Genomic DNA, 22,254 nt, shown 5'->3' with positions numbered 1-22,254 from the left:
ATATAAGGATATAGCGGGACAAGAGACCAGGGACAAGGGCTATCCTGGCTGCACGCCGGGAGGCCGGAGCACGATGCCCCGCCCGGCCGGGTGCCTCACATCACGCATCACGCACTGACGCACTCACGCATCACCAAACAACAGACCGTAGGGTCGGGCGAGGGCGTCCCGCACCTCGGCCGGACTGAAGTTGCGCGCCCGGCGCAGAAATTCGCGCCCGTCGAGGAACACCAGCAGTGTGGGAATGGTGAAAACCTGGTGTTGTGCCGCTACCTCCGGCTGCGCCGCAGTATCCACATCCTGCCACAGGATCTGCGGAAACTCCTGCTCGAACAGCGACTTGACCCGTGGCCGAAGGACACTGCAGACACCGCAGCCGGGCGCACTGAACCAGATCGCCGCGGCGGGGCGATCCGCGGGAGCCGTCGCCGAAGTGGGGATCACCGGCTTCACGGGGCGGATTCCGGCAGCCGGCTGGCGCCATGGAACAGCAGGCGCTGCAGGCGCGCGCCGTCGATGGCGTCCACGGCCACCCGGCTGAGGGCCGCGTAGGAGACGGAGAAGCTGAACAGCCGCTCCAGGGGCATCCCCAGCATCTGGCTGAGCAGCATGCGGATGACCCCGGCATGGGCCACCACCAGCACATGCTGTCCGGGATGCTGGTCGAGGATATCCTCCCAGGTTCCCGTCATCCGCGCCCGGGCGGACTCGAGCGACTCGGCGCCCGGGGGCATGAACACCACCGGGTCGAGCCACAGGCGCTTGCGCAGCCCGGGATCCTCGGCCTGCACCTCGGCATGGGAACGGCCTTCCCACTCACCGTAACCGATCTCGCGCAGGCGCTCATCCACCCGCAGCGGCACGCCATGGCGGGCGGCAAGTTCCTCGGCAAAGGCCCGGCAGCGAACCAGCGGCGAGGTGTAGATGGCCTGCCAGGGGCGGTGGTTGCCGACCGCCGCCCGCATCTGGGCCCAGCCATTCTCACTCAGCGGGTCGTCCACGCCGCCACCGCGATAGCGGCTGCCGCCCACGGGCTCGCCGTGGCGGATGAAATCGATGGTCGTGGTCATCAATCCTTATTCCGTCGGGTTGGTGTCCGTCGCCCGGGCCAGGACCGGCCGGTGCGGTTCCAGCAGGGCATGCAGCCGGCGCCAGTCGAAGGCCGGCCCCGGATCGGTCTTGCGTCCGGGCGCCACATCGCTGTGCCCCACCACGCGATCGAGGCGGATCGCCGGATAGGCACGGCTCAACGCCCGGATGACCGCGGCGAGCCGTTCCAGTTGCACCGGCTCGTAGGGGAGATCATCGACGCCCTCCAGCTCGATCCCCACGGAGAAGTCGTTGCAGGCGCTGCGCCCCTCGAAACTGGAAACGCCGGCATGCCAGGCCCGCTGGTGAAAGGGCACGAACTGCAGCAGCTCGCCGTCACGGCGGATGAGCAGGTGGGCCGAGACGCGCAGGTGGGCGATCTCCGCGAAGTAGGGATGCGCCCCCGGGTCGAGCCGGTTGGTGAACAGCGCGGCGATATGTCCGCCGCCGAACTCCCCCGGCGGCAGACTGATGCCGTGCACCACCACCAGGTCGATGCTCGAATCGGGCGGGCGCGCGTCGCAATTGGGCGAGGGAAGGTACCCGGCGGCGGCCAGCAGCCCGGTTTCCGGGTCGACGCTCAGCTCCATCAGGGCGCCTCCTCGGCCGGGTGCCCGAGCCGTTCGTCCACGGCCCGGCACAACTCCCGGGGGACGGGGGCGGCATCGACGCGGGCATGGAAGTGGCCGTCGCGGAACAGGAACAGGGCCGGCAGGTGGAATACCTCGTATTCACGGGTCAGCGCCAGGCTGTTCCCGGCGTCCACCACGAACACCCTGAACCCGGCGCCCTGCGCCCGGGTTTCGTGCAGGGCGCGCCGATAGACACGGCAGGCGCCGCACTCCGGGGTGGTGAACAGCACCAGGCTCGCCCCGCTGGCATCCGCCAGCGTGGAATAGAAGTTGAATTCGTCGAGGACTGTGAAGTCGGTATCGGGCATGGAAGGCATGTGCCATCGCGGGGCGTATAGGCTACCATTGCCCGGTTTGTTGTGAAAACGCAAAGCATCGTACCGGCCGCCGCGGCCGTCCCATGGACCGGAAGCGAACCGCCCCGCGACGCCGTTCCACCCGGTCCCGGCAGGCTCCCGGTCCGCCCGTACCACAGGCTTTGCGCGACACCCCCAGGCACAGCGTATCAGTCCAGGAAGCATTCATCCCATGCCCGCCATTTCCGCCAGCACGCTCGGCCAGCTGAGCCAGCTCCAGAACCTGATATCGCTCCTCGTGGAGGGAGTCAGCGACCCGGACTGCCGGGAGCAGTTCCACCCCGATCTCGCGCCCCTCGGCTGGTACCTGGGCCGCGCGGCCTGGCTGGAGGCCTACTGGCTGCGCGATCGCGTGCTGGGCGAGCAGGGCGTGGTGGGCCCGCTCGAACCCCTTTACGGCCCCGCCCCCCTGCCCGTCGCCCGGCGCGGCAGCGAGCTGCCGGGGCGCGACGACCTGCTCGTCTGGGCGCAGGCCTGGTTCGACGACACCCTGATGCGGCTGGCCAATCCCGGGCTGCTGCCGGACCATCCCCTGCTGGAGCGGGAGTACCTGGTCCACTATCTCGTGCAGCACCTGGCCCTCATCTACGAGGAGATGCTCATGGTGCTGACCCAGCGGGCGCTGCGACAGCCGGCGACCGAGTTCCCGGTGGCGGAGCCGCTGCGCCCGGCCCGCCCGGCGACCGCCACCCATGAGATTCCCCGGGGCCACTATCGGGTGGGCGGCACCGACAATCCCCGCGCCCTCGACCTCGAGCTGCCGCCCCAGGCGGTGGAGCTGACCGCCTACCGCATCGCCGTCCGCCCGGTCACCAACGCCGAGTACCTGGCGTTCATGGAGGAGGACGGCTACGCCGAGCCCCGCTGGTGGAGCGAGGCCGGCCTGGCGTGGCTGCGGGGCAGCGGTGTGGAGCAGCCGGACAGCTGGCGCCGCAACGGCCGGGGCGAGTGGTTCGGCATCGGGCTCAACGGCGCCTATGCGCTCGCCCCCGAGGCTCCGGTCCAGGGGGTATGCCGGCACGAGGCCGAGGCCTTCGCGGCCTGGGCCGGCCACGCCGTGCCGGAACTCGCCGGCGCCCGCCTGCCCCACGAGTACCAGTGGGAGGCGGCCTGCCGCCTGGGCAGCCTGGACGACCCCTGGCAGGTGCGGGAGTGGTGCGCCAACACGCTGCAGCCCTACGCCGGCTTCAGCCCGTTCCCGGAAGGCAGCCCCTCGCCCCGCCTGTTCGAGGGCGAACCCGGGGTGCTGCGGGGCGCGACGCTCCATGCCCAGCCCGCCGTGCGCCGGGCCAGCTTCCGCCACCCCGCCGCGCCGCAGCAGCGCCACGGCTTCAGCGGCCTGCGCCTGGTGCTCGCGCCTTCGGAGTAGACCCACTGCGGTCTACAGAAGGGATCCCACCACGAAGGCACGAACAGAGACAAAGACTGTTTATCCGCAGATTACGCAGATTACGCAGATTTGTTTGTTCTGATTGCGGGTTCGGTACCGGAAGCCAAGACCGGGGTTTTTCCCGGTCCTTCAAGCAGCACCCCTCCCGAACAATGAGTACTGCGCTTTAGACCGCATGAAGGAAATCTGCGTCATCTGCGTAATCTGCGGATAACTCTTCCTGTTGCCTGTTCTTCGTGCCCTTCGTGCCTTCGTGGTGAATGTTCGTGCCTTCATGGTGAGGCATAATCAGACTCATGACCTACGGCATCCTCCTGGAAGTGCTGGTGCTGCTGGCCAGCGCGGTGCTGGTGGTGGCCCTGTTCCGCCGCCTGCACCTGCCCCCGATCCTCGCCTACCTGGCGGTGGGCATGGCCGTGGGTCCGCACGGATTCGGCTGGATCCCGGATACCGAGGACACCCGCCTGCTGGCCGAGTTCGGGGTGGTGTTCCTGATGTTCACCATCGGCCTGGAGTTCTCCCTGCCGCACCTGCTGGCCATGCGCCGCACCGTCCTCGGGCTCGGCGGCAGCCAGGTGCTCATCACCACCCTGCTGGTGGGGGTGGCCGCCTGGCTGCTGGGACGCTCCCCGGAGGCGGCCTTCGTGACCGGCGGCGCACTGGCCATGTCCTCCACCGCCATCGTCACCAAGCAGCTGGCGGAACAGACCGAGATCCATTCCCGCCACGGCCGCCAGTCCATCGCCGTGCTGCTGTTCCAGGACCTGGCCGTGGTGCCGTTCCTGATCCTTATCCCGGCGCTGGGCAGCGGGGGCGGGGGCGACCTCCTGGCCCTGCTGACCCTGACCCTGGCCAAGGGGCTGCTGGTCTTCGCGCTGCTCCTGGCGGTGGGGCGCTGGGCCCTGCGCCCCCTGTTCCGGGAGGTGGCGGCGGCACGTTCCGCCGAGCTGTTCATGCTCACCGTGCTGCTGGTGACCCTGGGCGCGGCCTGGCTTACCCATGCCGCCGGGATGTCGCTGGCGCTCGGCGCCTTCATCGCCGGGATGATGATTGCCGAGACGGAGTTCCGCCACCAGGTGGAGGCGGACATCCGGCCCTTCCAGGACGTGCTGATGGGCCTGTTCTTCGTCACCGTGGGCATGCTCTTCGATCTATCCGCGCTGCCCGCGGTCTGGCCCTGGATGCTGTTGCTGCTGGCCGTCATCCTGGTATTCAAGACCGGACTGATCATGGGCCTGGCACGCCTCGCCGGCACCGAGACCGGCGTGGCCCTGCGCACCGGGGTGACCCTGGCCCAGGGCGGCGAGTTCAGTTTCGTCATCATCTCTCTGGCCCTGGCCTATGGACTTTACCAGCCCGCCGAGAGCCAGCCCCTGCTGATGGCCATCGTGCTCAGCATGGGGCTGGCTCCGGTGCTGATCCGGTCGAGCCTGGTGATCGCACAGCGGTTCTGCGCCCTGAGTTACGGTCGTGGCTTCAGCCGCATGGAGGATCAGGTGCGCGAGAGCACCCAGGCGCTCCAGGAGCAGGTCATCATCTGCGGCTACGGCCGCATGGGACAGGCACTGGCCCGTTTCCTCGAGCAGGAGGGGCGCGAATACGTGGCCCTGGATCTGGATCCCCTGCGCGTGCGGGAGGCCCGGGACGCCGGCGAGCGGGTCCATTACGGCGACTCCACCCGCCGGGAGATGCTCCTCTCCGCCGGATTGATGCGGGCGGGCGCACTGGTGGTGAGCTATGCCGACACCGCCTCGGCGATGAAGATTCTGGAGCAGGTACGGCAGCTGCGGCCCGGGCTGCCGGTGCTGGTCCGCACCCGCGACGCCTCCGAGCTGGATCAGCTGCGGGCCATGGGCGCCACGGAGGTGTTCCCGGAAACGCTGGAATCGAGCCTGCTGCTGGCCGGACACCTGCTGGTGCTGCTCGGGGTGCCGGTCACGCGAATCCTGCGCCAGACCCAGGCGGTGCGGCAGGCCCAGTACCAGTCGCTACGGGGCTTCTTTCCCGGGCTGGAGCCCGTCCCGCTGGCGGACGAGGATGGTGCGCGCGAGCGGCTCCACGCCGTGAGCCTGCCCGCCGCCGCCCACGCGGTGGACCGGAGTCTGGAGGAACTGGAGCTCGAACGCAGCGGCGTCACCGTCACCGCGGTGCGCCGGGGCGACATCCGCGGCCCCCAGCCCGAGCCCCACACGCGGCTGCAGGAAGGCGACGTGCTGGTGCTCTACGGCACCCCGGAGGCGCTGGAGCAGGCGGAACACCGGCTCCTGACCGGCGGGTAGCGAAGCTATTCACCACGAAGGGCACGAAGAAAGATAAGAAGCAAAGGCAGTTGACCGCAGATTTACGTGGATTAACGCTGATTTTTCTGTCCTGTTTCCCACGGTCATAGTTGATTGCGATCGCATCTCCTCACTTGGCGCCGACATCGAGACTCTCTGGGTGTGGTTCGACTCCGAGACTGCCAAGTGGAACAGCCAATTTGTGCCAATCCACGCAAATCTGCGGTTACTGTTGTTCGTCTTTCTTCGTGCCCTTCGTGCCTTCGTGGTGAACAGAAAACCCGTCACGAGCGGTTGAGATCCTGCAGGCTGGTGATGACCGCCTCCAGGGCGCGATCGAACAGCAGCCGGTCGTCCAGCAACACCAGCTGCCCCTGGCGCAGCGCCCGCGCCAGTTCCTCGATGTCCTTTTCGGCCACCTTGACCCCGCTGCGATTGACGAACAGGAGCCGTTCGCCCCCATCGTCCCGGATTCGGGCGGAAAGCTTGGCCCGCAGCACGCCAGCGCCCGGCCCCCGGAACTCCACCCAGCCGCCCACGGCGAGTTTCGCCACCCGCTCCCGGTACTCGGCCGGCTCCGGGGCGAAGATCGCGGAGCGCTGATCGGCCCCCGGCTCCTCCACCACGATGGCCTCGACTGTCGCCTCTCCCTGTTCGTCGAAGGCGGGTGCGGCGGGCGCCTGCGGTTCCGGACTGCTCACCTCGGGTGGCTGAGTGGAGGCAGGCTCGAAGAACTGCTCCTCCCACTCCTGGACCTCGATGCCGCCGGGCGTCACCACCCCGAAAGCCTGGCTCCGATCCTCGGCGGACGGGGCGGCCGGCTCGCCCCGGCTCACCCGGAGCGCCCCGATGTGGCACTCCTCGAGCCCCTTGAACAGGCGGCGCATGGCGACCGGGTCATAGGAGATGCTCGTGAGCCCCACCCGCAGGGCCTGCAGCAGCTTCGGAATGGTGGCGATGAGCTCCTTGCGCTGTTCGTACCCCCCCTTGGGCTCGAGGGTCCAGAACAGCAGGTCGGCGGTTTCCAGGCCGCGGCGCCAGGCGTCGCTCTCGGGACCCTCCTGCAGGTAGGTGATGAACAGCACCCGTGACCAGGCGTCCTGGAGCAACTCCCGGATCACCTCCGGCACCCGCTTCCCCCGCAGGCGGGCGCCAATCTCCTCGTCCACGCGACGGCGGGCGGACGTCGCCCGGGCCCGGCCCTGCTCGGCCTGCCGGGTCCGCTGCTCGATGATCTCCGAGCGCCGGCGCTCCTGGCGCTGGAAGCTCTCGAAGTCCTCGAGCAGCCCGGCGAAGATGGCCACGTCATCGACGAACTCCAGCAGGACGCGGTTGACCACCTCCTCGATCTTGCCGAGCAGCTGGTCGTGACCCGGGGCGCCCTCCTCGCCCAGCCCCATCCCCGCCTGGGCCAGGGCATTCAACAGTCGCCGGGCCGGATGCAGCCGCTTGCTGAAGAAGCTGCGGTCCACCACGGCCACCTTGATCATCGGGATCTGCAGGCGGCTGAGCAGAACCTTCACCACCGGCGTCAGGTTGGGATCGTCGAGGATGAAGTCGAACAGCATCCCGATGACGTCGATGGCCTCGCTCTCGCTGCGCCCGATGCTGGTCTGCCCGCCGGGCGCCAGGGACTGCAGCTGACTGTTGAGCAGGGCACGCACGTCCGAGAGGCTGTAGGTCTCCCCGCCCTTGACTCGCTGCTGGATGCCCGAGAGGGCCTGCATCACCTCACCGGTACCGAACCGGGGCTGCTCGGAAACGGCCAGGCCACCGCCGCCGGGCCCGCCGGGCAGGGAGCCGATGCGGCTCTCCACCCGGCGCAGGAGATCGAACACCTCGCTGCCCGAAAGGCCGACACCCGGGTCGGCGCCCGGCCGCTGCCCCGCCGCGGGGGCTTCCCGTCCGGCCGGCTCCCGGCCCGGCGCCTCGGCCGCCGCGCCGGTGCGCGCGCCCCCCGCCTCGTCACCGGGACGGCTCCTGGCGCGGTAGGTGGTCTTGAGCTCCGGCAGCACTCCGGCATCCACGAGGAGATGGTTCAACTCCTGGTAGAGCTCACCCAACCCCTCCATCAGGCCGTGCTCGAACAGCTTGTAGACCACCAGGCGCGAGCGGATGTCCAGTTCCAGCCCCCGCGCGCAGGCCCGGAAGGCGTTGCAGACGATCGTGGGGCTGAAGGGCGTGGGAACCTCGGCCAGCTTGGTATCGCCGGCCAGCCAGCCGAGGCGGACACCCAGGTGGGTGAGGGGCAGGACATAGTGCTGCTCCGCCTTGCCCTCCATGGTCTTGATGGCCAGGTCCTCCTCGAGCTCGTCGTTGTCCATGAGCTTCATGGAATCGACGTTGAACGCCCCCTCCGGGCTACGCTCCCCGGCCAGGGCATAGGGATTGGTGAGGAAGCGGCGATAGCTGCGGTCCCACTCCTGGAGGAAGATATTGCGCATCCCCTGGCGCTTGATGCGGACCTCGCGCATGGCGTTGAAGTAGAGATCCCGGGCCGCTGTCTCCTCGGACTTGTCGGCCAGGGCAAAGAGGGAGTCGTCGGAGGTGTTGAGAAACCGCTCCAGCAACCGGGTCAGGTGCTCGGCAGAGCGGCTCTGCATGCGCACCAGCATGTCCGTGAGGCGCGTGGAGCCGCGCGCCTGGTTGGGAGCGTTCCGGCCCGGAATGGGAACTATCTTGTCACCGGCCATACAGACGACACTGGGCAATTGGATATGGATGCCACACGCTACTGTGGCAAATATAGGCGCTGCGCCCTGCATGCGTCGTGACTGCCATCACAACGGCCGCCGGGGAAACACCGAAAACCGCCCTGCCTGTGAATCCGTTCACACACAGAGGCGCATCACTCCCCGGCCAGCATCCCCCGCAGCACGAGGTCGGTGAAGCTGACCACGCCCAGCACCTCGCCGCACTCCACCACCGGGGCCCGGGTCAGCCCGAAGCGGTCGAACAGGCGGGCGCAGTAGCGGATGTCCATGCCGGGCTCCACGCTGATCACGGGCTTGGTCATCACCTCGTAGACATTGACCCGGTCCGGTGCCCGGTCCTGGGCCAGCACCTTGCGGGCCACGTCCGAGAGCAGCAGCATGCCGTACTCGTCATGCTCGTGCCGCTTCTTCACCACCAGGCACTTGTTCTCCACGTGCTGGAGCGCCCGCAGGGCCTCGCGCACGGTCGCCATGCCGTCCACCATGTCCACCTGCGGGTTCATCACGTCCCGCACCTGTACCAGCTTGCTCGGGCTCATATCTGTTCCTCTACCACGGAAGCGAGTTCGCGGACCTGGTGGGCGACTCCCACCGCGTCCTCCACATCCAGCTGCAGTGCAATGCCGGTGCCGGGCCGTTCATCGAACTCCGCCACCTCGGCAATCTTCTCCAGTATGCTGCGCGCCAGGTGCTCCTCCACCAGCAGCAGCACCATGTCCCGCTGGGTTTCCAGGCTCAGCCCGAAGAAGGTCTTGGGCTGGTTCAGCCCCTCCCCGCGGGCATTGCTGATGACCGTCGCCCCGGTGGCCCCCTTCTCACGGGCCGCCGTGAGCACGGCCTCGGTCTTGCCGTCCTCAACGAACACCACGATCAGTTTGAAGCGCATGTGCGTTCCTCCGGGTCAGAGTCCCTGTCTGCTTCTGTTTGCACCACCACCGGATCGGCCCAGGTAGCGGCTGAGCTGGGCGTAGCCCATGACGCTGATCATGGGAAAGAGACTGGCGAAGGCGATGAGTCCGAAACCGTCCACCAGCGGGCTGCGCCCCGGCACGGTGGAGGCCAGGCCCAGCCCCAGCGCCGCCACCAGCGGCACCGTCACGGTGGAGGTGGTGACGCCGCCGGAGTCGTAGGCCAGCGGGATGATGAGCCGGGGTGCGTAGAGGGTCTGGATGATGACCACCACGTAGCCGGCGATGATGTACCAGTGGATGGGCGTTCCGGTGACGATGCGGAAGGTGCCCAGCGCGATGCCCACCGCCACCCCGATGGCCACGGCGATGCGCAGCCCCCAGACGCTGATGGCGCCGCCCGAGACCTCGTGGGCCTTCAGCGCCACGGCGATGAGCGACGGCTCGGCGATGGTGGTGGCGAAGCCGATGGCGAAGGCGAAGAGATAGATCCAGCGGTAGTCCCAGGCCCCCAGGGGCCGGCTCAGCAGTTCGGCCCCGCCGCTGATGAACTCCGGCGCGGTGAGCTGCTCGGCCATCAGCCGCCCCAGGGGGAACAGGGCCTGCTCCAGCCCCTCCAGGAACAGGGCCAGCCCCAGCAGCACGTAGACGAATCCCAGCAGCACCCGCTTGAGGTTGGGTATGGGCCGGCGGATGACCAGCAGCTGGAAGCCGAACACCACCACGGCGATGGGCAGCACATCGCGCAGGGTATCGAGCAGCGCGGCGAGCAGGCCGCTCATCCCACCACCATGCCGTAGCCCATGACGAAGATCATGGGGGTGAGCGAGGCGAAGGCGATGAGGCCGAAGCCGTCAACCATGGGATTGCGGCCCTTGATGGAGGAGGCCAGCCCCACCCCCAGCGCCGTCACCAGGGGCACCGTGATGGTGGAGGTGGTGACCCCGCCGGAGTCGTAGGCGATGCCCACGATCTCCTTCGGCGCGAAGATGGTCATGATCACCACGCCCATGTAGCCGCCCACGATCAGGTACTGGATGGGCCAGCCGCGGATGATGCGGAACACGCCCACGACGATGGCGAACCCCACCGACACGGCCACGGTATAGCGCAGCCCCTTGGCATAGCCCGCCAGCGCCGCGGGGTCGTTCGCGATGACCCGGTCCGCCGCCGCCATCTTCGCCGCCTCGTCGGCCACCGCGATGAGCGCCGGCTCCGCCACCGTGGTGCCGAACCCCAGCGCGAAGGCGAACAGCAGCAGCCAGAACAGGCTGCCCTTGCGCGCGAAGGCGTAGGCCATGGTCTCGCCGATGGGGAACAGCCCCATCTCCAGGCCGCGGATGAAGAGCGTCAGGCCGAGCAGCACCAGCAGTGCGCCAACCAGCAGATCCAGCAGGTTGGGAATGGGCTGGCGCAGAAGCGCCAGCTGGAACACGGCGATCACCACCACGATGGGCAGCAGGTCCCTGGCGCTCTCCGCCAGAGACCGGAACAGTACCCGCAGCTGGTTTCCGCCCATCACCCCCGCCCCGCCCCGGCCATCACGGCCGGGCATCTTATTTTGGTATATGCCTGATCCAGTGTACTGCTTCACCCCTGGAGACGCATTCAGCGGGCGCGGGGGCCGCCCCCGGGGCGATATCCGCTCACAACTCGACACCAGCCGCTGCCGTGCCCGGCCGAATGAATTCGGCCCTGCAAAGCGGCCGGGGAGCCCGTACGGCATCGCCGCGGGGCGATATGCCGCCGCGACCCGATGCCCGGAGTGAGCCCGGCAACAGTAGCCCGGGATATCGCCCCTCCGCTATGCTGTGCGGATTGCCGCAGATACGGGAACTCCACCATGACCGCGATGATTACCGACTCGGGACTGAAGTACGAGGACCTCAAGGCCGGCGACGGCGCCACCGCCGAGGCCGGCAAGCGCGTCACCGTGCACTACACCGGCTGGCTCACGGACGGGCGCCAGTTCGACTCCAGCCGCGACCGCGGCGAGCCCTTCAGCTTTCCCCTCGGGGGCGGCCGGGTGATTCGCGGCTGGGACGAGGGGGTGGCCGGCATGCAGGTGGGCGGCATGCGCAGGCTGACCATCCCGCCCCAGCTCGGCTACGGCCGCCAGGGCGCCGGCGGCGTCATTCCGCCCAACGCCACGCTGGTGTTCGAGGTGGAACTGCTGGCGGTGGATTGATCCCATGGAAGCGGAAGCCATCCGGGAACTCGTCGCGCGGGCCCTGGCCGAGGACGTGGGCGGCGGCGACATCACCGCCGCGCTCATCCCCGCCGGCACGGCCGGCCGGGCGCGGGTCATCACCCGCGAGACGGCGGTGCTGTGCGGGCGGGCCTGGTTCGACGAGGTCTTCCGCCAGCTGGACGGCACGGTGCGGGTGGACTGGGAGCTGGAGGACGGGGACGCGGCGCAGCCGGAGCAGACCCTCTGCACCCTGGAGGGACCTGCGCGGGCGCTGCTGACCGGCGAGCGCAGCGCGCTCAACCTGCTCCAGACCCTCTCCGCCACAGCCACCCTCGCCCGCCATTACGCCGAGGCGGTGGCCGGCACCGGTGCGCGGGTGCTGGACACCCGCAAGACCCTCCCCGGCCTGCGCGCGGCCCAGAAATATGCCGTGGCCTGCGGCGGCTGCCACAACCACCGCATGGGCCTCTGGGACGCCTTCCTCATCAAGGAGAACCACATCGCCGCCTGCGGCTCCATCACCGCCGCCATCGCCGCCGCCCGCAGGAGCGCGCCGGGTCGGCCGGTGGAAGTGGAGGTGGAGACCCTCGGGCAGCTGGACGAGGCCGTCGGCGCCGGCGCCGATACCGTGCTGCTGGACAACTTCGACCTGGACGGACTGCGCGCGGCGGTGGAGAAGGCCGCCGGGCGGGTGAAGCTGGAGGCCTCCGGCGGGGTCACCCTGGACACCGTCCGCGCCATCGCCGAGACCGGGGTGGACTACATCTCCACCGGCGCCCTCACCAAGGACGTCAGGGCCGTGGACCTCTCCATGCGGTTTGAATAGGTGATGGTTGCGAGTCCGGAGGATGGGTAAAGCGCAGCGTGCCCATCACGGCCGCATTCCAAGGGCGTCGGGTGGGCGCGGTGCGGTGTGGCCGTCACCTCCTGCGCACCGATGGGCACGTCGCTGCGCTCCTTTGCCCATCCTACGTCTCTGCTACGTCTCCGCGACCCGCCGCGCGATTCCCGGCAACCGGCAACTATTTCCCGTCAATGTAGCGCTCGTCGCGGAAAGTGCGCATCCAGTGGGGCTTGAAGCCCACCAGCACCGCCGTGAGCCAGCCGTTGAGGAACCCCTCGGGAAACATCAGCAGGGGGAAGTAGGGCAGGTAGTTGTTGGCGAGGTAATCGATGCTGTAGACCCCGCCCAGCCACAGCACCAGCATGGCGCCCAGGCCGGCGACCGCGATGGTCAGCCCGGCGCCGAAGAAGCCGCAGGCGAGGACATAGATGAAGAAGTTGGGCATCTTCCGGTCGACGATCAGGAAGATGCGGTAGCTGACCAGCACCGGCAGCAGGATCATCATCACCCCGTTGAGGGAGAACATGTCCCAGCCCGCCCTTCCGTAGCCGGTGATGCCCGCCAGGGCGATGCTCAGGATGATGATGGCGAACTCCCAGCCGAACATGAGCGTGATCAGGCTCGCGCCCAGGAGATGGAAGTTGAGCCCGGGCGTCACGCCGGCGCGGATGCTCCACAGCACCACCGCCAGGGCGCAGGCGCCCAGGAACAGGTGCTGGCCCTCGCCCTGGCGGATACGCCACCAGGGCGCCCGGTACAGGGCCCAGAGCAGAACCGGGATGTAGATGAGGTGCCCCAGCCAGTTCCACGGGGCGCCCACGATGCCGGCGGGAAAATCCACGACTCAGTTCACCAGGAAACGCAGGTACAGGCGTCCGAGTATACGGCAACCCATCGGCATTTCAGAGTTTTCTGATAAAAGGCAGATTTTCACCACGAAGGCACGGAGGACACGAAGAAAGGCGAAAGGTGAAAGGAAAAAGGCAGCCCGTAGGATGGGCAAAGCGCAGCGTGCCCATCACGTCCGCACGGACCTCCACACCGATGGGCACGTCGCTGCGCTCCTTTGCCCATCCTACGCCGACTGGCCCGGAGATGAACCACGCGCAACGGGTTCTCCAGGCAGTGTCCGCGACGGCCAGGGGCGCCTCAATCGACCCTGAACGTCTGGAAACATGACAGGAAAATCTGCGTTAATCAGCGTAATCTGCGGTTAACTGCCTTTTCCTTCAGCCTTTCGTCCTTCTCCGTGGTGAATCAATAAACCGATCAGCTCTCCGCCCGGGGCCGGACCGCGTGCGACACCTTCTCGATGAAGGTGTCGATGGTGTCCACGGGGACCGGGAAGATGATGGTGGAGCTCTTCTCGCCGGCGATGCCGGAGAGAGTCTGCAGGTAGCGCAGCTGCATGGCCTGGGGCTTCTGGGACAGGACCTCGGCGGCCTCCAGCAGCTTGGCCGAGGCCTGCATCTCGCCCTCGGCGTGGATGATCTTGGCCCGCCGCTCACGCTCCGCCTCCGCCTGCTTGGCGATGGCCCGGATCATGCTCTCGTCCAGGTCCACGTGCTTGATCTCCACGTTGGCCACCTTGATGCCCCAGGCGTCGGTCTGGGTGTCGAGGATCCGCTGGACATCCTCGTTGAGCTTGTCCCGCTCCGCCAGCATCTCGTCCAGCTCGTGCTGACCCAGCACCGATCTCAGGGTGGTCTGGGCCAGCTGGCTGGTGGCGGCGAAGTAGTCCTCCACCTGGATGATGGCCCGCTCCGGGTCGATGACGCGGAAGTAGATCACCGCGTTCACCTTCACCGACACGTTGTCGCGGGAGATGACATCCTGGCTCGGCACGTCCATGACCACGGTGCGCAGGTCCACCCGCACCATCTGCTGGATGAAGGGGATGATGATGATCAGTCCGGGGCCCTTCACCTTCCAGAAGCGCCCGAGGAGGAAGACCACGCCGCGCTGGTATTCGCGCAGGATCTTGAAGGAGTAGAACAGGAGGGCAACGACAAGGCCCACTATCACGTAGAGAGGGGTAATCATGAGCATTCTCCTCGGCTTCCGTTTCCTGGTTCGCAACGGGCAGGGATTCCTGCCCACCCAGCGCTGCTCGTTGTCGGTTCACCGCCAAGGCGCCAGGGACGCCAAGCCGGCAGGATGGGCAAGGCGCCGCGTCCCATCACGCCCGCACCGACCTCCATGCCGATGGGCACGTCGCTGCGCTCCTTTGCCCATCCTACGCCTGCAGGGCCGCCTACCGTTCCTTGTCCGGCAAAGGCTCCACCCTCAGCCGCAGCCCCTCCCGCGCCGTGACCCGCACCGGCATGCCGCGGCGCAGGGGGACCCCGCTCCAGGCCTGCCAGGTCTCGCCGTGCACGCGGATCCAGCCATGCCCGTCGACGAAATCCTCCAGCACCTCGCCGGGACTGCCGACCATCTCCTCGGCCCCGCTCACCACCCGGCGCTGCCGGGCCCTGATGGCCATGCCCACCACGAGGATGAAGAACGCCGCGCTGGACAGCGCCAGGGTGCCGATGATGGGCCAGGCGATCTCGAAGCCCGGCACGTCCGTGTCCAGCAGCATCACCGACCCCGCCACGAAGGCGACCACGCCGCCGATGCCCAGCGCGCCGAAGCTCGGCACCACCGCCTCGGCCACCATGAAGGCGATGCCCAGCAGCATGAGCGCCAGGCCGGCATAGTTGATGGGCAGGAGCTGGAAGGCGTAGAGCGCCAGGACCAGGCAGATGGCGCCCACCACGCCCGGGGCGAAGCCGCCGGGATTGGCGAACTCGAAGATGAGCCCGTAGATGCCCACCAGCAGCAGGATGTAGGCCACGTTGGGGTCAGTGATGAAAGCGAGCAGCCGGGCGCGCCAGTCGGGCTCCAGGACGGTCACCGGCGCATCGGCCGTGGCCAGGGTCACCTCGCGGCCGTCCACGTCGAGCACCAATCCGTCCAGGCTCTTGAGCAGCGCCGGGAGGTCGGTCGCCAACCGGTCGATGACACCCGCCTTCAGCGCCTGCTCCGCACTCAGGCTGGCCCCCTCCCGCACCGCCGTCTCGGCCCAGTCGGCGTTGCGCCCGCGCAGCTCGGCCAGTCCGCGGATGTAGGCCACCGCGTCGTTGACCAGCTTGCGCTCCATGGCATCGCCGTTGCCGTCCCCGTCGTCCGGACCGGAATCGCCGCCGGGCACCCCGCCGATGCGCACCGGCGTGGCGGCGCCGAGATTGGTGGCCGGCGCCATGGCCGCCACGTGGCTGGCGTACATCAGGTAGGTCCCGGCGCTGGCCGCGCGGGCGCCCTGGGGCGAAACGTAAGCCGCCACCGGTATCGGCGAGGCGAGAATCGCCTGCACCATCCCGCGCATGGCCCCGTCGAGACCGCCCGGGGTGTCGAGCACCACGACCACGAGCTCTGCATTGCGGCTCCGGGCCTCCTCCAGGCCCTGCTCCAGGTACTCGAGCGTGGCCGGACCGATGGCGCCGCTGATCTCCAGGCGCAGGACACCGCCGCCGCCCGCCGCCTGCGCGCCCCAGAACCCCAAGAGCAGCGACAGCACCATGAGCCGTGCGGCAACGCGCCCGGAGAACACACCGCTCAGGCGGAGGCCGCCGTCTTCGCTTCGCGATCGAGCCATATCTCAAGTCCCTGGACGTTGAGCTCCACGTCCATCGTCAACAGCTCCCGGCGCCGCGACACCGGCAGGGTGCAGCCGTGGCGCTCTAACTGCGCCAGCATCTGCTCCATCAGCCCCCCGATCAGGCGCTCCTTCCGGCGGGCACCGGCAGCCGCATGCTCCCGGCCCAGCGCCACCATGCCGTCGATCTGTTCGTGCAGCAGCCGTCGCAGCCGATCGACCCCACCCACCCGACCATAGTGGGTCAGGTACATGTAGTCGAGCCCCTGGGCCACCAGCCGGTCGATGGAGGCATGCAGTGCCGGCGGGTCGAACTGCACCGGCGTGGTGGTGGGGAAGATCCAGGCGCCCTGTTCGTTGTCGAACTCCCGGTAGGAGATACCGAATGTGTCGCCGGTGAAGATGCCCCGCCCCGCCTCGTCAACGACGCAGAAGTGGTGGAGGGCGTGCCCCGGCGTATCGAGGAAGCGCAGGGTGCGGCCATTGAGATCCACCTCATCGCCCTCGCCGGCCTCCATCACCCGCTCCGCCGGGACGGGCACCACCTCGCCGTAGTGGCGCCGGATGGCCTCCTCGCCATAGACCGCGGCGGCCCCGGCGATGAGCCTCGAGGGATCGATCATGTGGCGCGCGCCCCGGGGATGGATCACCAGGCGCGCCGCGGGCAGATGGCGCATCAGCTCGCCGGCCCCGCCGGCGTGGTCGAGATGGACGTGGGTGGGAATGACGTAGTCCACGCTCTCCCGCGGGATCCCTTTCTTCTCCAGCACCGCCAGCTGGCCGGGCACCGACAGGCTCGTCCCGGTCTCCACGAAGGCGGCGCGCCCCCTCTCCACCACCAGGTAGCTGGCCGCCACGCCGGGGCGGTGGAACTCCGCATCGATGACCGTGATCCCGTAATCCAGGTCCTGGTAACGAACCTCCGCCATCATTCCTCCTGTTCATGGATTCGCTATGAGCATAGACGGACCGCGTGCAACCGGGTTGCTGCGGCACAACATGCAACATAGCACAGCCGTCGGCCTGGGGATGGGCCCCCACCGGGCGCGCCCAGCCCCGGGAGCCGGACAGCCTGGTGGGAGGGGCGCCCTCGCCGCGACAGGGCATCGGGCGGGTAGACTGGGTAGGCCCGGCACACATGACCGGCCCCGTGGCGATTCCAGTCGCGCCAAAACGAAAAAAGGGCCTGCGCGGTAACGCAGGCCCTTGAAATCTCTGGTGCCGGAGAGAGGAATCGAACCCCCGACCTACTGATTACGAATCAGTTGCTCTACCGACTGAGCTACTCCGGCACAAGGCCGCAAAGTATAAGGTAAGGCTGGGAAAACACCAAACCACGTTCACACCCAGTGTCAAATGGAGAGTCCACCCACCGCACCCCACATCCCCCGGATGACGCGGAGCCACCTGAAACCCTCCCCGGATCCCAGTCCGCCCTTTCACCACGAAGCCACGAAGAACACGAAGGGGTGTATTGCCGGAGATCTGTATCCGGCCGGACGAACCCGGCCTTGGAATGAGCGCCACAGGCCACCGGCCACCGGTTCGTAGGTGCAAGATTCATCTGCACAACAGCATCGAACAGGGCGCCTCGTCCGGCCGGCTGAATCCAGCCCTACGGCCGCAGGGAATGGAGGACCTTGAACCAACCCCGGAGGGGCGGATTCCTCTGCCAACTCACCCGCCAGAGCGAAGCCACCTCCTCGATACCCGAAACCAGGAACTCGCCGCTAGTCCTTGTTACGCACCCGCACGATGACATCCACGGCCACCGCCTCCGTGCCCTCCGGTGGCGTGGGCAGGCCGGGCATGGTCATGGTGTGCCCGGGGATATCGGTCAGCTCGCCCGTATCCACATTGAAGTAGTGTTGGTGAGCACTCACATTGGAGTCGTAGAAGACCTTGGAGGGATCGACGATGACCTCGCGCACCAGCCCCTTGCGGGCAAAGAGGCCGAGGGTGTTGTAGACCGTCGCCTTCGAAACCAGGGCCTGGCCCTGGTTGACCTCCAGCAACACCTGCTCCGCCGACATGTGCTGCGGACGTGCGAGCAGAATTTGGGCGATCTCGAGCCGCTGCTGGGTGGGGTTGATGCCGTGGTGCCTCAGGAGCCCCATCAGGTCGGGGGCCGGCACGGGCTGTGAATTCGTTAACGTTCCCATGGTGTTACAGTATACGTACACGGTTTAGACAAAGTCTATCCCGTGAGCGCGGAATCAGGAGACAGGCAAGGTGACACATCGCGTCACTTTCTAACGCTGCAGGTCACGAGCAATTACTGGCCGGAAGGGAAAAACCAGCCCACATGAGGGTTTCTCGTCTTGACAGGAGTGTGAGACAGTCTACATATTCACCTAACATCATCTGCTTACAATAACAATCAGCGACAATGCTTTAGATTGATGCTTCCTGGCATGCATCCTGCTTCATCAGGAATACAAGGGCATCATCCCGGCAACAAAGAAGACCATCGTTTCCCGCTCAGAGAACAGCAAGGAGAATCACCATGAAGCGCACCCAGCAGGGCTTCACCCTCATCGAACTCATGATCGTGGTGGCCATCGTCGGCATCCTCGCCGCCATCGCCATCCCGGCCTATCAGGACTACATCGCCCGCTCGAAAGTGTCCGAGGGTCTGGCGTCCCTGGCCGAGGCAAAGACCACAGTAGCCGAGTACTACTCCACCAACGGCACCCTGGCCGCCAGCTCTGTCTCAATCGGCATTGATACGGGACGCACCACCCCCTATACCAGCGGCATGACCTGGAGCAACGCCGCTCAGCCTGTCGTGGGCGTGTTCCTGACCAACATCAACACTGCCGTCAACGGGACCCGGGTACAGTTGACCGGCACCCGCGACTCCGCGCGCAAGGATATCGAGTGGTCCTGCAGCAACTCCGGCGCTATTGCGGATCAGAAATATTACCCCTCCAACTGCCGCAACTGATCCGTGTCGTTCTTCGCGACAAGGAACAAGGTTCCAAGTTGATGAAAACGCCCACTTCGGTGGGCGTTTTCTTTTGCTGTATGAATATCTTCCATGCAATCACCCATGCAAGACGCTTCGGATAGGGTTTTTATCGGATCGCTTTTCTTTGTCTGCCTCGTCACCATATATATTTATTGGATCGGGTTGGGCGGCCCGTTCCTTTTGGATGACTTTTCCTCCCTTGAATTGGTCAAAAGATATTTTCCCGATCCCATAGCTGTCGCCCTCAGCCGAGCGGACCAGGCCGGGCTGCCAGGCCGCCCCGTCTCCATGCTCAGCTTCATTCTCACCGCCGAGGATTACCCGTTTGACGCCTGGAGTTTCAAGTACGTCAACCTGTGCCTGCATTTGATTACAGGCCTTTCCTGGGCGTGGCTGTTATTAATAATCTGCCGCAACTCTAACATTGCGTTCCTGAGAAAGAGCGCAAATCTTGTCGCCTTGCTTGGTTCTGCGATCTGGCTTCTCCATCCGCTGAATGTCTCAACCGTCCTCTACGTCGTTCAACGAATGACCATCCTCTCGGCGTTGTTTGTAATACTCGCCCTGATAGCTTTTGTTTATGGAAAAACGACCGCCAGCAACTCAAAATATTCTGCCGCAATTTTACTCTGGATCATATATCCGTTTCTATTGTCACTTGGCGTCTTGTCGAAAGAGAATGCAGTTCTCGGCATCCCACTGACTCTATTAATCGACTATTTCCTCATACAGTCAAACCGCACCGATGAGCCCGCTTCATTCAGGAGATGGAGACTAATCGTTGTAATACTACCGTGCGCTCTTCTTGTCATTAAAGTCTTGTCGGCCATCCCCAGCTATCTCGTCACTTATGAGATCAGGGACTTCAGCATATGGGAGCGTCTGCTGACCCAGTCAAGGGTATTGATACTATCTCTCTACAACCTAGTCATCCCAACATCTACCAGCTCCAGCATCTTTTATGACGACATAGAGATTTCTCACAGCATACTTTCGCCGGCGACCACTCTTGCGGCAATACTCTTTCTTGGGGCGCTCCTGGGCTCTTCCATTTATTTCAGAAAACGGGCCCCGATGTATGCTTTCTGTGTTCTGTGGTTTTTCATTGGCCATTTGCTCGAATCTTCATTCATACCACTCGAACTGTATTTCGAGCATAGAAACTACTTGCCAGGCATGGGCATTTCCCTATTAACCGCCAGCTCGCTTGTCTTTGCGACCAGAAATATTTCGAATTCCTACTTCATATTTATCGTCATTCTGGCAACATCTGTTTTTGCATACAGCACTCACACCAATGCAAAGACCTGGGGCGATGCCAACGCTTTGGCAATCTACAGCCTCTATGAACATCCTGATTCCGTTCGCGCCACTGAATTCTATGTAAACAGACTTACCTTTAAACACAAATACAATGAAGCAGGCAGAATCATTTCCGAGGCCCTGGACCGTGACAAGAATAATTCCGGCCTAATTCTCCTCCAGCTATACCACGAATGCCTGCACCCAGAGACTACAGGCATAAGCCCAACGGGCCTGAAAGACGCACAAATAGCACTGAACACAAGCCCCCTGAATCTTGGCGCCGTTGGTCTCGCGCAACAAATGACAGAGAGCGTAGTGTCAGACCAATGCCAAGGAGTTGACAACAAGGACATGCATATCCTGCTTGACAGCTTGCTTACAAATGAAAATTTTCATAAAAGCAGGATCAGCATGCACAATCTATACATCGCAAAATCCACTCTTTATGCAGATGACAGAAATCTCAATAAAACGATGGAGTCCATTCAATACGCAATAAAAAGCAAAGACTTGATTAGAACCTATTACCTCGCCGCAAATATCCTGATTTCGGCCAAGCGATATGACCTTGCGCTTGATTTTCTTCAGGCGGCGTTGAGAAGAGTACAAAACCGGCCTTGGCCACTCAGCAGCCTCTACAGGGACGCAATCGAGCGATACATTCGTGATATAAAAAACTCCGGAATGTCACAAGAAGAACAAATAACCAACATCCGACCGGAAGTGACCGCGAACCTGCCATAACTGGTGGGATGCCACCCCAGCGCTACAGACGGTCCACGAATGTCGTCGTCCCGGCATGGCTGTCGACCCATATGGCCTTGCCCTTTAGTACCGATCGTCATTTCGTTCGACCTCTGCATCCGGGGCTTGATCTCCAACGCATGGACCGGAATGGAATCCAGGGCGAAGGCGGTCATGTGCATCGTTCACACCTTTCTGCACAAAGTTCTGTATGATTAACCACATGTTATGAATCCGGATACTCTCAAACCCTATCCTGATGGAGGCAATGCGTTGAGCGTGTCTATCGTAATCCCCGCCCGCAATGAGGCCGCCTCTCTGCGTACACTGCTGCCCAGGCTGCGGGAAGTGGTGGCCACAGGGGAGATCATTGTCGTGGACGACGGTTCCACAGACGATACAGCCACTGTGTGCGAGGCCTTGGACGCCAGGGTCGTCAGCCACCCTTACGGCATGGGCAATGGCGCAGCCATCAAGAGCGGCGCCCGGGTGGCAATAGGCGACATATTGGTCTTCATGGATGCTGACGGACAGCACGACCCGGCGGATATCCCCCGCCTGCTGGAGAAACTGGACAGGGGCTATGACATGGTGGTGGGCGCACGGCAGAAGGGCTCCCAGGCAACCGTAGGACGCGGCCTCGCCAACCGCTTCTACAATCGTCTGGCGAGCCTCATGACCGGGCAGCCCATCGCCGATCTGACATCGGGCTTCCGGGCCGTAAGGGCCGAGAAGTTCCGCCAGTTCCTCTACCTCCTGCCCAACGGCTTCTCCTACCCGACCACCAGCACCATGGCATTTTTTCGCAGCGGCTACCCCGTAGCCTACGTGCCTATCGTCGCATCGGAACGCATAGGCAGCAGTCACATCAAGCCATTGAAGGACGGACTTCGGTTCCTGCTCATCATATTCCGCATAGGGACTCTCTACTCGCCGCTCAAGCTCTTCGCTCCTGTTGCCGCAGTACATGGCCTATTCGGCGTTGGCTACTATGTCTACACATTTGCCACCCAGGGGCGCTTGTCATTGGCAACGCTGTTCCTGCTGACTGCCTCGGTAACCATATTCCTGATTGGCCTGGTGTCGGAACAAATCACCCAGCTGATGTATCGCACCACATCGGAAACCTCATATCGCAATGGGAATTTCAATGTGGAGAGACCCACCGTTGACCGGATCAGTAAACAATAA

Annotated in this window: 19 protein-coding genes, 1 tRNA gene and 1 pseudogene; 7 read left to right on the top strand and 14 right to left on the bottom strand. The window is 65.2% G+C overall.

Annotated features, from left to right (window positions below):
* Window positions 1-123 precede the first annotated feature (123 nt).
* From DFQ59_RS19740 to DFQ59_RS19735, 4 genes are read right to left on the bottom strand one after another with little or no spacing between them, the layout of a single operon-like run.
* On the bottom strand, window positions 124-453 hold the full coding sequence (locus DFQ59_RS19740; protein WP_170142021.1) for a thioredoxin family protein: 330 nt from the start codon (window positions 451-453) through the stop codon (window positions 124-126).
* A complete protein-coding gene (locus tag DFQ59_RS03860) occupies window positions 450-1,070 on the bottom strand; it encodes a histidine phosphatase family protein (RefSeq protein WP_114278312.1) in 621 nt (206 codons plus the stop codon). Before DFQ59_RS03860 ends, DFQ59_RS19740 begins: the two co-directional genes overlap by 4 nt.
* 6 nt (window positions 1,071-1,076) lie before the next feature.
* Window positions 1,077-1,679: a 1,6-anhydro-N-acetylmuramyl-L-alanine amidase AmpD gene (gene ampD, locus DFQ59_RS03855; protein WP_211314769.1), complete on the bottom strand. Its 603-nt coding sequence runs from the start codon at window positions 1,677-1,679 to the stop codon at window positions 1,077-1,079.
* Window positions 1,679-2,029 (bottom strand): thioredoxin family protein, encoded by a 351-nt coding sequence (locus DFQ59_RS19735; RefSeq protein ID WP_170142020.1) that lies wholly within the window; start codon window positions 2,027-2,029, stop codon window positions 1,679-1,681. Before DFQ59_RS19735 ends, ampD begins: the two co-directional genes overlap by 1 nt.
* Before the next feature lie 220 nt (window positions 2,030-2,249).
* Between DFQ59_RS19735 and DFQ59_RS03845 the strand changes: the two genes are divergently transcribed.
* Window positions 2,250-3,446 (top strand): SUMF1/EgtB/PvdO family nonheme iron enzyme, encoded by a 1,197-nt coding sequence (locus DFQ59_RS03845; protein ID WP_114278310.1) that lies wholly within the window; start codon window positions 2,250-2,252, stop codon window positions 3,444-3,446.
* A 317-nt stretch (window positions 3,447-3,763) separates the two neighbouring features.
* Window positions 3,764-5,746, top strand: coding sequence for a monovalent cation:proton antiporter family protein (locus DFQ59_RS03840; protein WP_114278309.1), 1,983 nt, complete (start codon window positions 3,764-3,766; stop codon window positions 5,744-5,746).
* Between the two features lie 284 nt (window positions 5,747-6,030).
* Here DFQ59_RS03840 and DFQ59_RS03835 read toward each other — a convergent pair whose 3' ends face one another.
* The 4 genes and pseudogenes from DFQ59_RS03835 to DFQ59_RS20020 all read right to left on the bottom strand — a co-directional run bounded on the left by DFQ59_RS03835 (window position 6,031) and on the right by DFQ59_RS20020 (window position 10,887).
* Window positions 6,031-8,439 (bottom strand): DUF1631 domain-containing protein, encoded by a 2,409-nt coding sequence (locus DFQ59_RS03835; RefSeq protein WP_281268229.1) that lies wholly within the window; start codon window positions 8,437-8,439, stop codon window positions 6,031-6,033.
* Between the two features lie 155 nt (window positions 8,440-8,594).
* Window positions 8,595-8,999 (bottom strand): CBS domain-containing protein, encoded by a 405-nt coding sequence (locus DFQ59_RS03830; RefSeq protein WP_114278307.1) that lies wholly within the window; start codon window positions 8,997-8,999, stop codon window positions 8,595-8,597.
* Window positions 8,996-9,346: a P-II family nitrogen regulator gene (locus tag DFQ59_RS03825; protein ID WP_114278306.1), complete on the bottom strand. Its 351-nt coding sequence runs from the start codon at window positions 9,344-9,346 to the stop codon at window positions 8,996-8,998. The genes DFQ59_RS03830 and DFQ59_RS03825 overlap by 4 nt, the downstream gene beginning before the upstream one ends.
* A 15-nt stretch (window positions 9,347-9,361) precedes the next feature.
* Window positions 9,362-10,887: pseudogene (locus DFQ59_RS20020) on the bottom strand (DUF1538 domain-containing protein).
* Window positions 10,888-11,211: 324 nt separating this feature from the next.
* On the opposite strand from DFQ59_RS20020, the gene DFQ59_RS03810 reads away from it, so the two are divergent.
* Together DFQ59_RS03810 and nadC are read left to right on the top strand one after the other, a co-directional pair.
* Window positions 11,212-11,556, top strand: a complete 345-nt coding sequence (locus tag DFQ59_RS03810) for an FKBP-type peptidyl-prolyl cis-trans isomerase (RefSeq protein ID WP_114278304.1) — start codon at window positions 11,212-11,214, stop codon at window positions 11,554-11,556.
* A 4-nt stretch (window positions 11,557-11,560) separates the two neighbouring features.
* A complete protein-coding gene (gene nadC / locus DFQ59_RS03805; RefSeq protein ID WP_114278303.1) occupies window positions 11,561-12,385 on the top strand; it encodes a carboxylating nicotinate-nucleotide diphosphorylase in 825 nt (274 codons plus the stop codon).
* A 196-nt stretch (window positions 12,386-12,581) separates the two neighbouring features.
* On the opposite strand, the gene DFQ59_RS03800 is transcribed toward nadC, so the two are convergent.
* The 6 genes from DFQ59_RS03800 to DFQ59_RS03775 form a co-directional block, all read right to left on the bottom strand.
* Window positions 12,582-13,244: an energy-coupling factor ABC transporter permease gene (locus DFQ59_RS03800; protein ID WP_114278302.1), complete on the bottom strand. Its 663-nt coding sequence runs from the start codon at window positions 13,242-13,244 to the stop codon at window positions 12,582-12,584.
* A gap of 428 nt (window positions 13,245-13,672) precedes the next feature.
* Window positions 13,673-14,446 (bottom strand): slipin family protein, encoded by a 774-nt coding sequence (locus DFQ59_RS03795; protein WP_114278503.1) that lies wholly within the window; start codon window positions 14,444-14,446, stop codon window positions 13,673-13,675.
* Window positions 14,447-14,657: 211 nt separating this feature from the next.
* Window positions 14,658-16,043 carry an NfeD family protein gene (locus DFQ59_RS03790; RefSeq protein WP_245937170.1) on the bottom strand — a complete coding sequence of 462 codons (1,386 nt, stop codon included), beginning with the start codon at window positions 16,041-16,043 and terminating at the stop codon, window positions 14,658-14,660.
* Window positions 16,004-16,972: an MBL fold metallo-hydrolase gene (locus DFQ59_RS03785; RefSeq protein WP_114278502.1), complete on the bottom strand. Its 969-nt coding sequence runs from the start codon at window positions 16,970-16,972 to the stop codon at window positions 16,004-16,006. Before DFQ59_RS03785 ends, DFQ59_RS03790 begins: the two co-directional genes overlap by 40 nt.
* Before the next feature lie 287 nt (window positions 16,973-17,259).
* Window positions 17,260-17,335: transfer RNA gene (locus DFQ59_RS03780), tRNA-Thr, on the bottom strand.
* A 438-nt stretch (window positions 17,336-17,773) separates the two neighbouring features.
* On the bottom strand, window positions 17,774-18,205 hold the full coding sequence (locus DFQ59_RS03775; protein ID WP_114278300.1) for a Fur family transcriptional regulator: 432 nt from the start codon (window positions 18,203-18,205) through the stop codon (window positions 17,774-17,776).
* 344 nt (window positions 18,206-18,549) lie between these two features.
* On the opposite strand from DFQ59_RS03775, the gene DFQ59_RS03770 reads away from it, so the two are divergent.
* From DFQ59_RS03770 to DFQ59_RS03765, 3 genes are all read left to right on the top strand, one after another.
* Window positions 18,550-18,990: a pilin gene (locus DFQ59_RS03770; protein ID WP_114278299.1), complete on the top strand. Its 441-nt coding sequence runs from the start codon at window positions 18,550-18,552 to the stop codon at window positions 18,988-18,990.
* A 105-nt stretch (window positions 18,991-19,095) separates the two neighbouring features.
* Window positions 19,096-21,063, top strand: coding sequence for a hypothetical protein (locus tag DFQ59_RS19435; protein ID WP_147275159.1), 1,968 nt, complete (start codon window positions 19,096-19,098; stop codon window positions 21,061-21,063).
* 228 nt (window positions 21,064-21,291) lie between these two features.
* Window positions 21,292-22,254 (top strand): glycosyltransferase family 2 protein, encoded by a 963-nt coding sequence (locus tag DFQ59_RS03765; protein WP_114278298.1) that lies wholly within the window; start codon window positions 21,292-21,294, stop codon window positions 22,252-22,254.

Origin of the sequence: Thioalbus denitrificans (genome assembly GCF_003337735.1) — a bacterium.
Classification (GTDB): domain Bacteria; phylum Pseudomonadota; class Gammaproteobacteria; order DSM-26407; family DSM-26407; genus Thioalbus; species Thioalbus denitrificans.
This window is presented reverse-complemented; position numbering and strand designations above follow the sequence as displayed.

Excerpts from the sequence above, each read along its gene's own strand:
- DFQ59_RS03860 (WP_114278312.1), bottom strand. The coding sequence starts at position 1,070 with ATGACCACGACCATCGATTTCATCCGCCACGGCGAGCCCGTGGGCGGC.
- ampD (WP_211314769.1), bottom strand. The coding sequence starts at position 1,679 with ATGGAGCTGAGCGTCGACCCGGAAACCGGGCTGCTGGCCGCCGCCGGG.
- DFQ59_RS19735 (WP_170142020.1), bottom strand. The coding sequence starts at position 2,029 with ATGCCCGATACCGACTTCACAGTCCTCGACGAATTCAACTTCTATTCC.
- DFQ59_RS03845 (WP_114278310.1), top strand. The coding sequence starts at position 2,250 with ATGCCCGCCATTTCCGCCAGCACGCTCGGCCAGCTGAGCCAGCTCCAG.
- DFQ59_RS03840 (WP_114278309.1), top strand. The coding sequence starts at position 3,764 with ATGACCTACGGCATCCTCCTGGAAGTGCTGGTGCTGCTGGCCAGCGCG.
- DFQ59_RS03835 (WP_281268229.1), bottom strand. The coding sequence starts at position 8,439 with ATGGCCGGTGACAAGATAGTTCCCATTCCGGGCCGGAACGCTCCCAAC.
- DFQ59_RS03830 (WP_114278307.1), bottom strand. The coding sequence starts at position 8,999 with ATGAGCCCGAGCAAGCTGGTACAGGTGCGGGACGTGATGAACCCGCAG.
- DFQ59_RS03825 (WP_114278306.1), bottom strand. The coding sequence starts at position 9,346 with ATGCGCTTCAAACTGATCGTGGTGTTCGTTGAGGACGGCAAGACCGAG.
- DFQ59_RS03810 (WP_114278304.1), top strand. The coding sequence starts at position 11,212 with ATGACCGCGATGATTACCGACTCGGGACTGAAGTACGAGGACCTCAAG.
- nadC (WP_114278303.1), top strand. The coding sequence starts at position 11,561 with ATGGAAGCGGAAGCCATCCGGGAACTCGTCGCGCGGGCCCTGGCCGAG.
- DFQ59_RS03795 (WP_114278503.1), bottom strand. The coding sequence starts at position 14,446 with ATGATTACCCCTCTCTACGTGATAGTGGGCCTTGTCGTTGCCCTCCTG.
- DFQ59_RS03790 (WP_245937170.1), bottom strand. The coding sequence starts at position 16,043 with ATGGCTCGATCGCGAAGCGAAGACGGCGGCCTCCGCCTGAGCGGTGTG.
- DFQ59_RS03785 (WP_114278502.1), bottom strand. The coding sequence starts at position 16,972 with ATGGCGGAGGTTCGTTACCAGGACCTGGATTACGGGATCACGGTCATC.
- DFQ59_RS03775 (WP_114278300.1), bottom strand. The coding sequence starts at position 18,205 with ATGGGAACGTTAACGAATTCACAGCCCGTGCCGGCCCCCGACCTGATG.
- DFQ59_RS03770 (WP_114278299.1), top strand. The coding sequence starts at position 18,550 with ATGAAGCGCACCCAGCAGGGCTTCACCCTCATCGAACTCATGATCGTG.
- DFQ59_RS19435 (WP_147275159.1), top strand. The coding sequence starts at position 19,096 with ATGCAAGACGCTTCGGATAGGGTTTTTATCGGATCGCTTTTCTTTGTC.
- DFQ59_RS03765 (WP_114278298.1), top strand. The coding sequence starts at position 21,292 with ATGAATCCGGATACTCTCAAACCCTATCCTGATGGAGGCAATGCGTTG.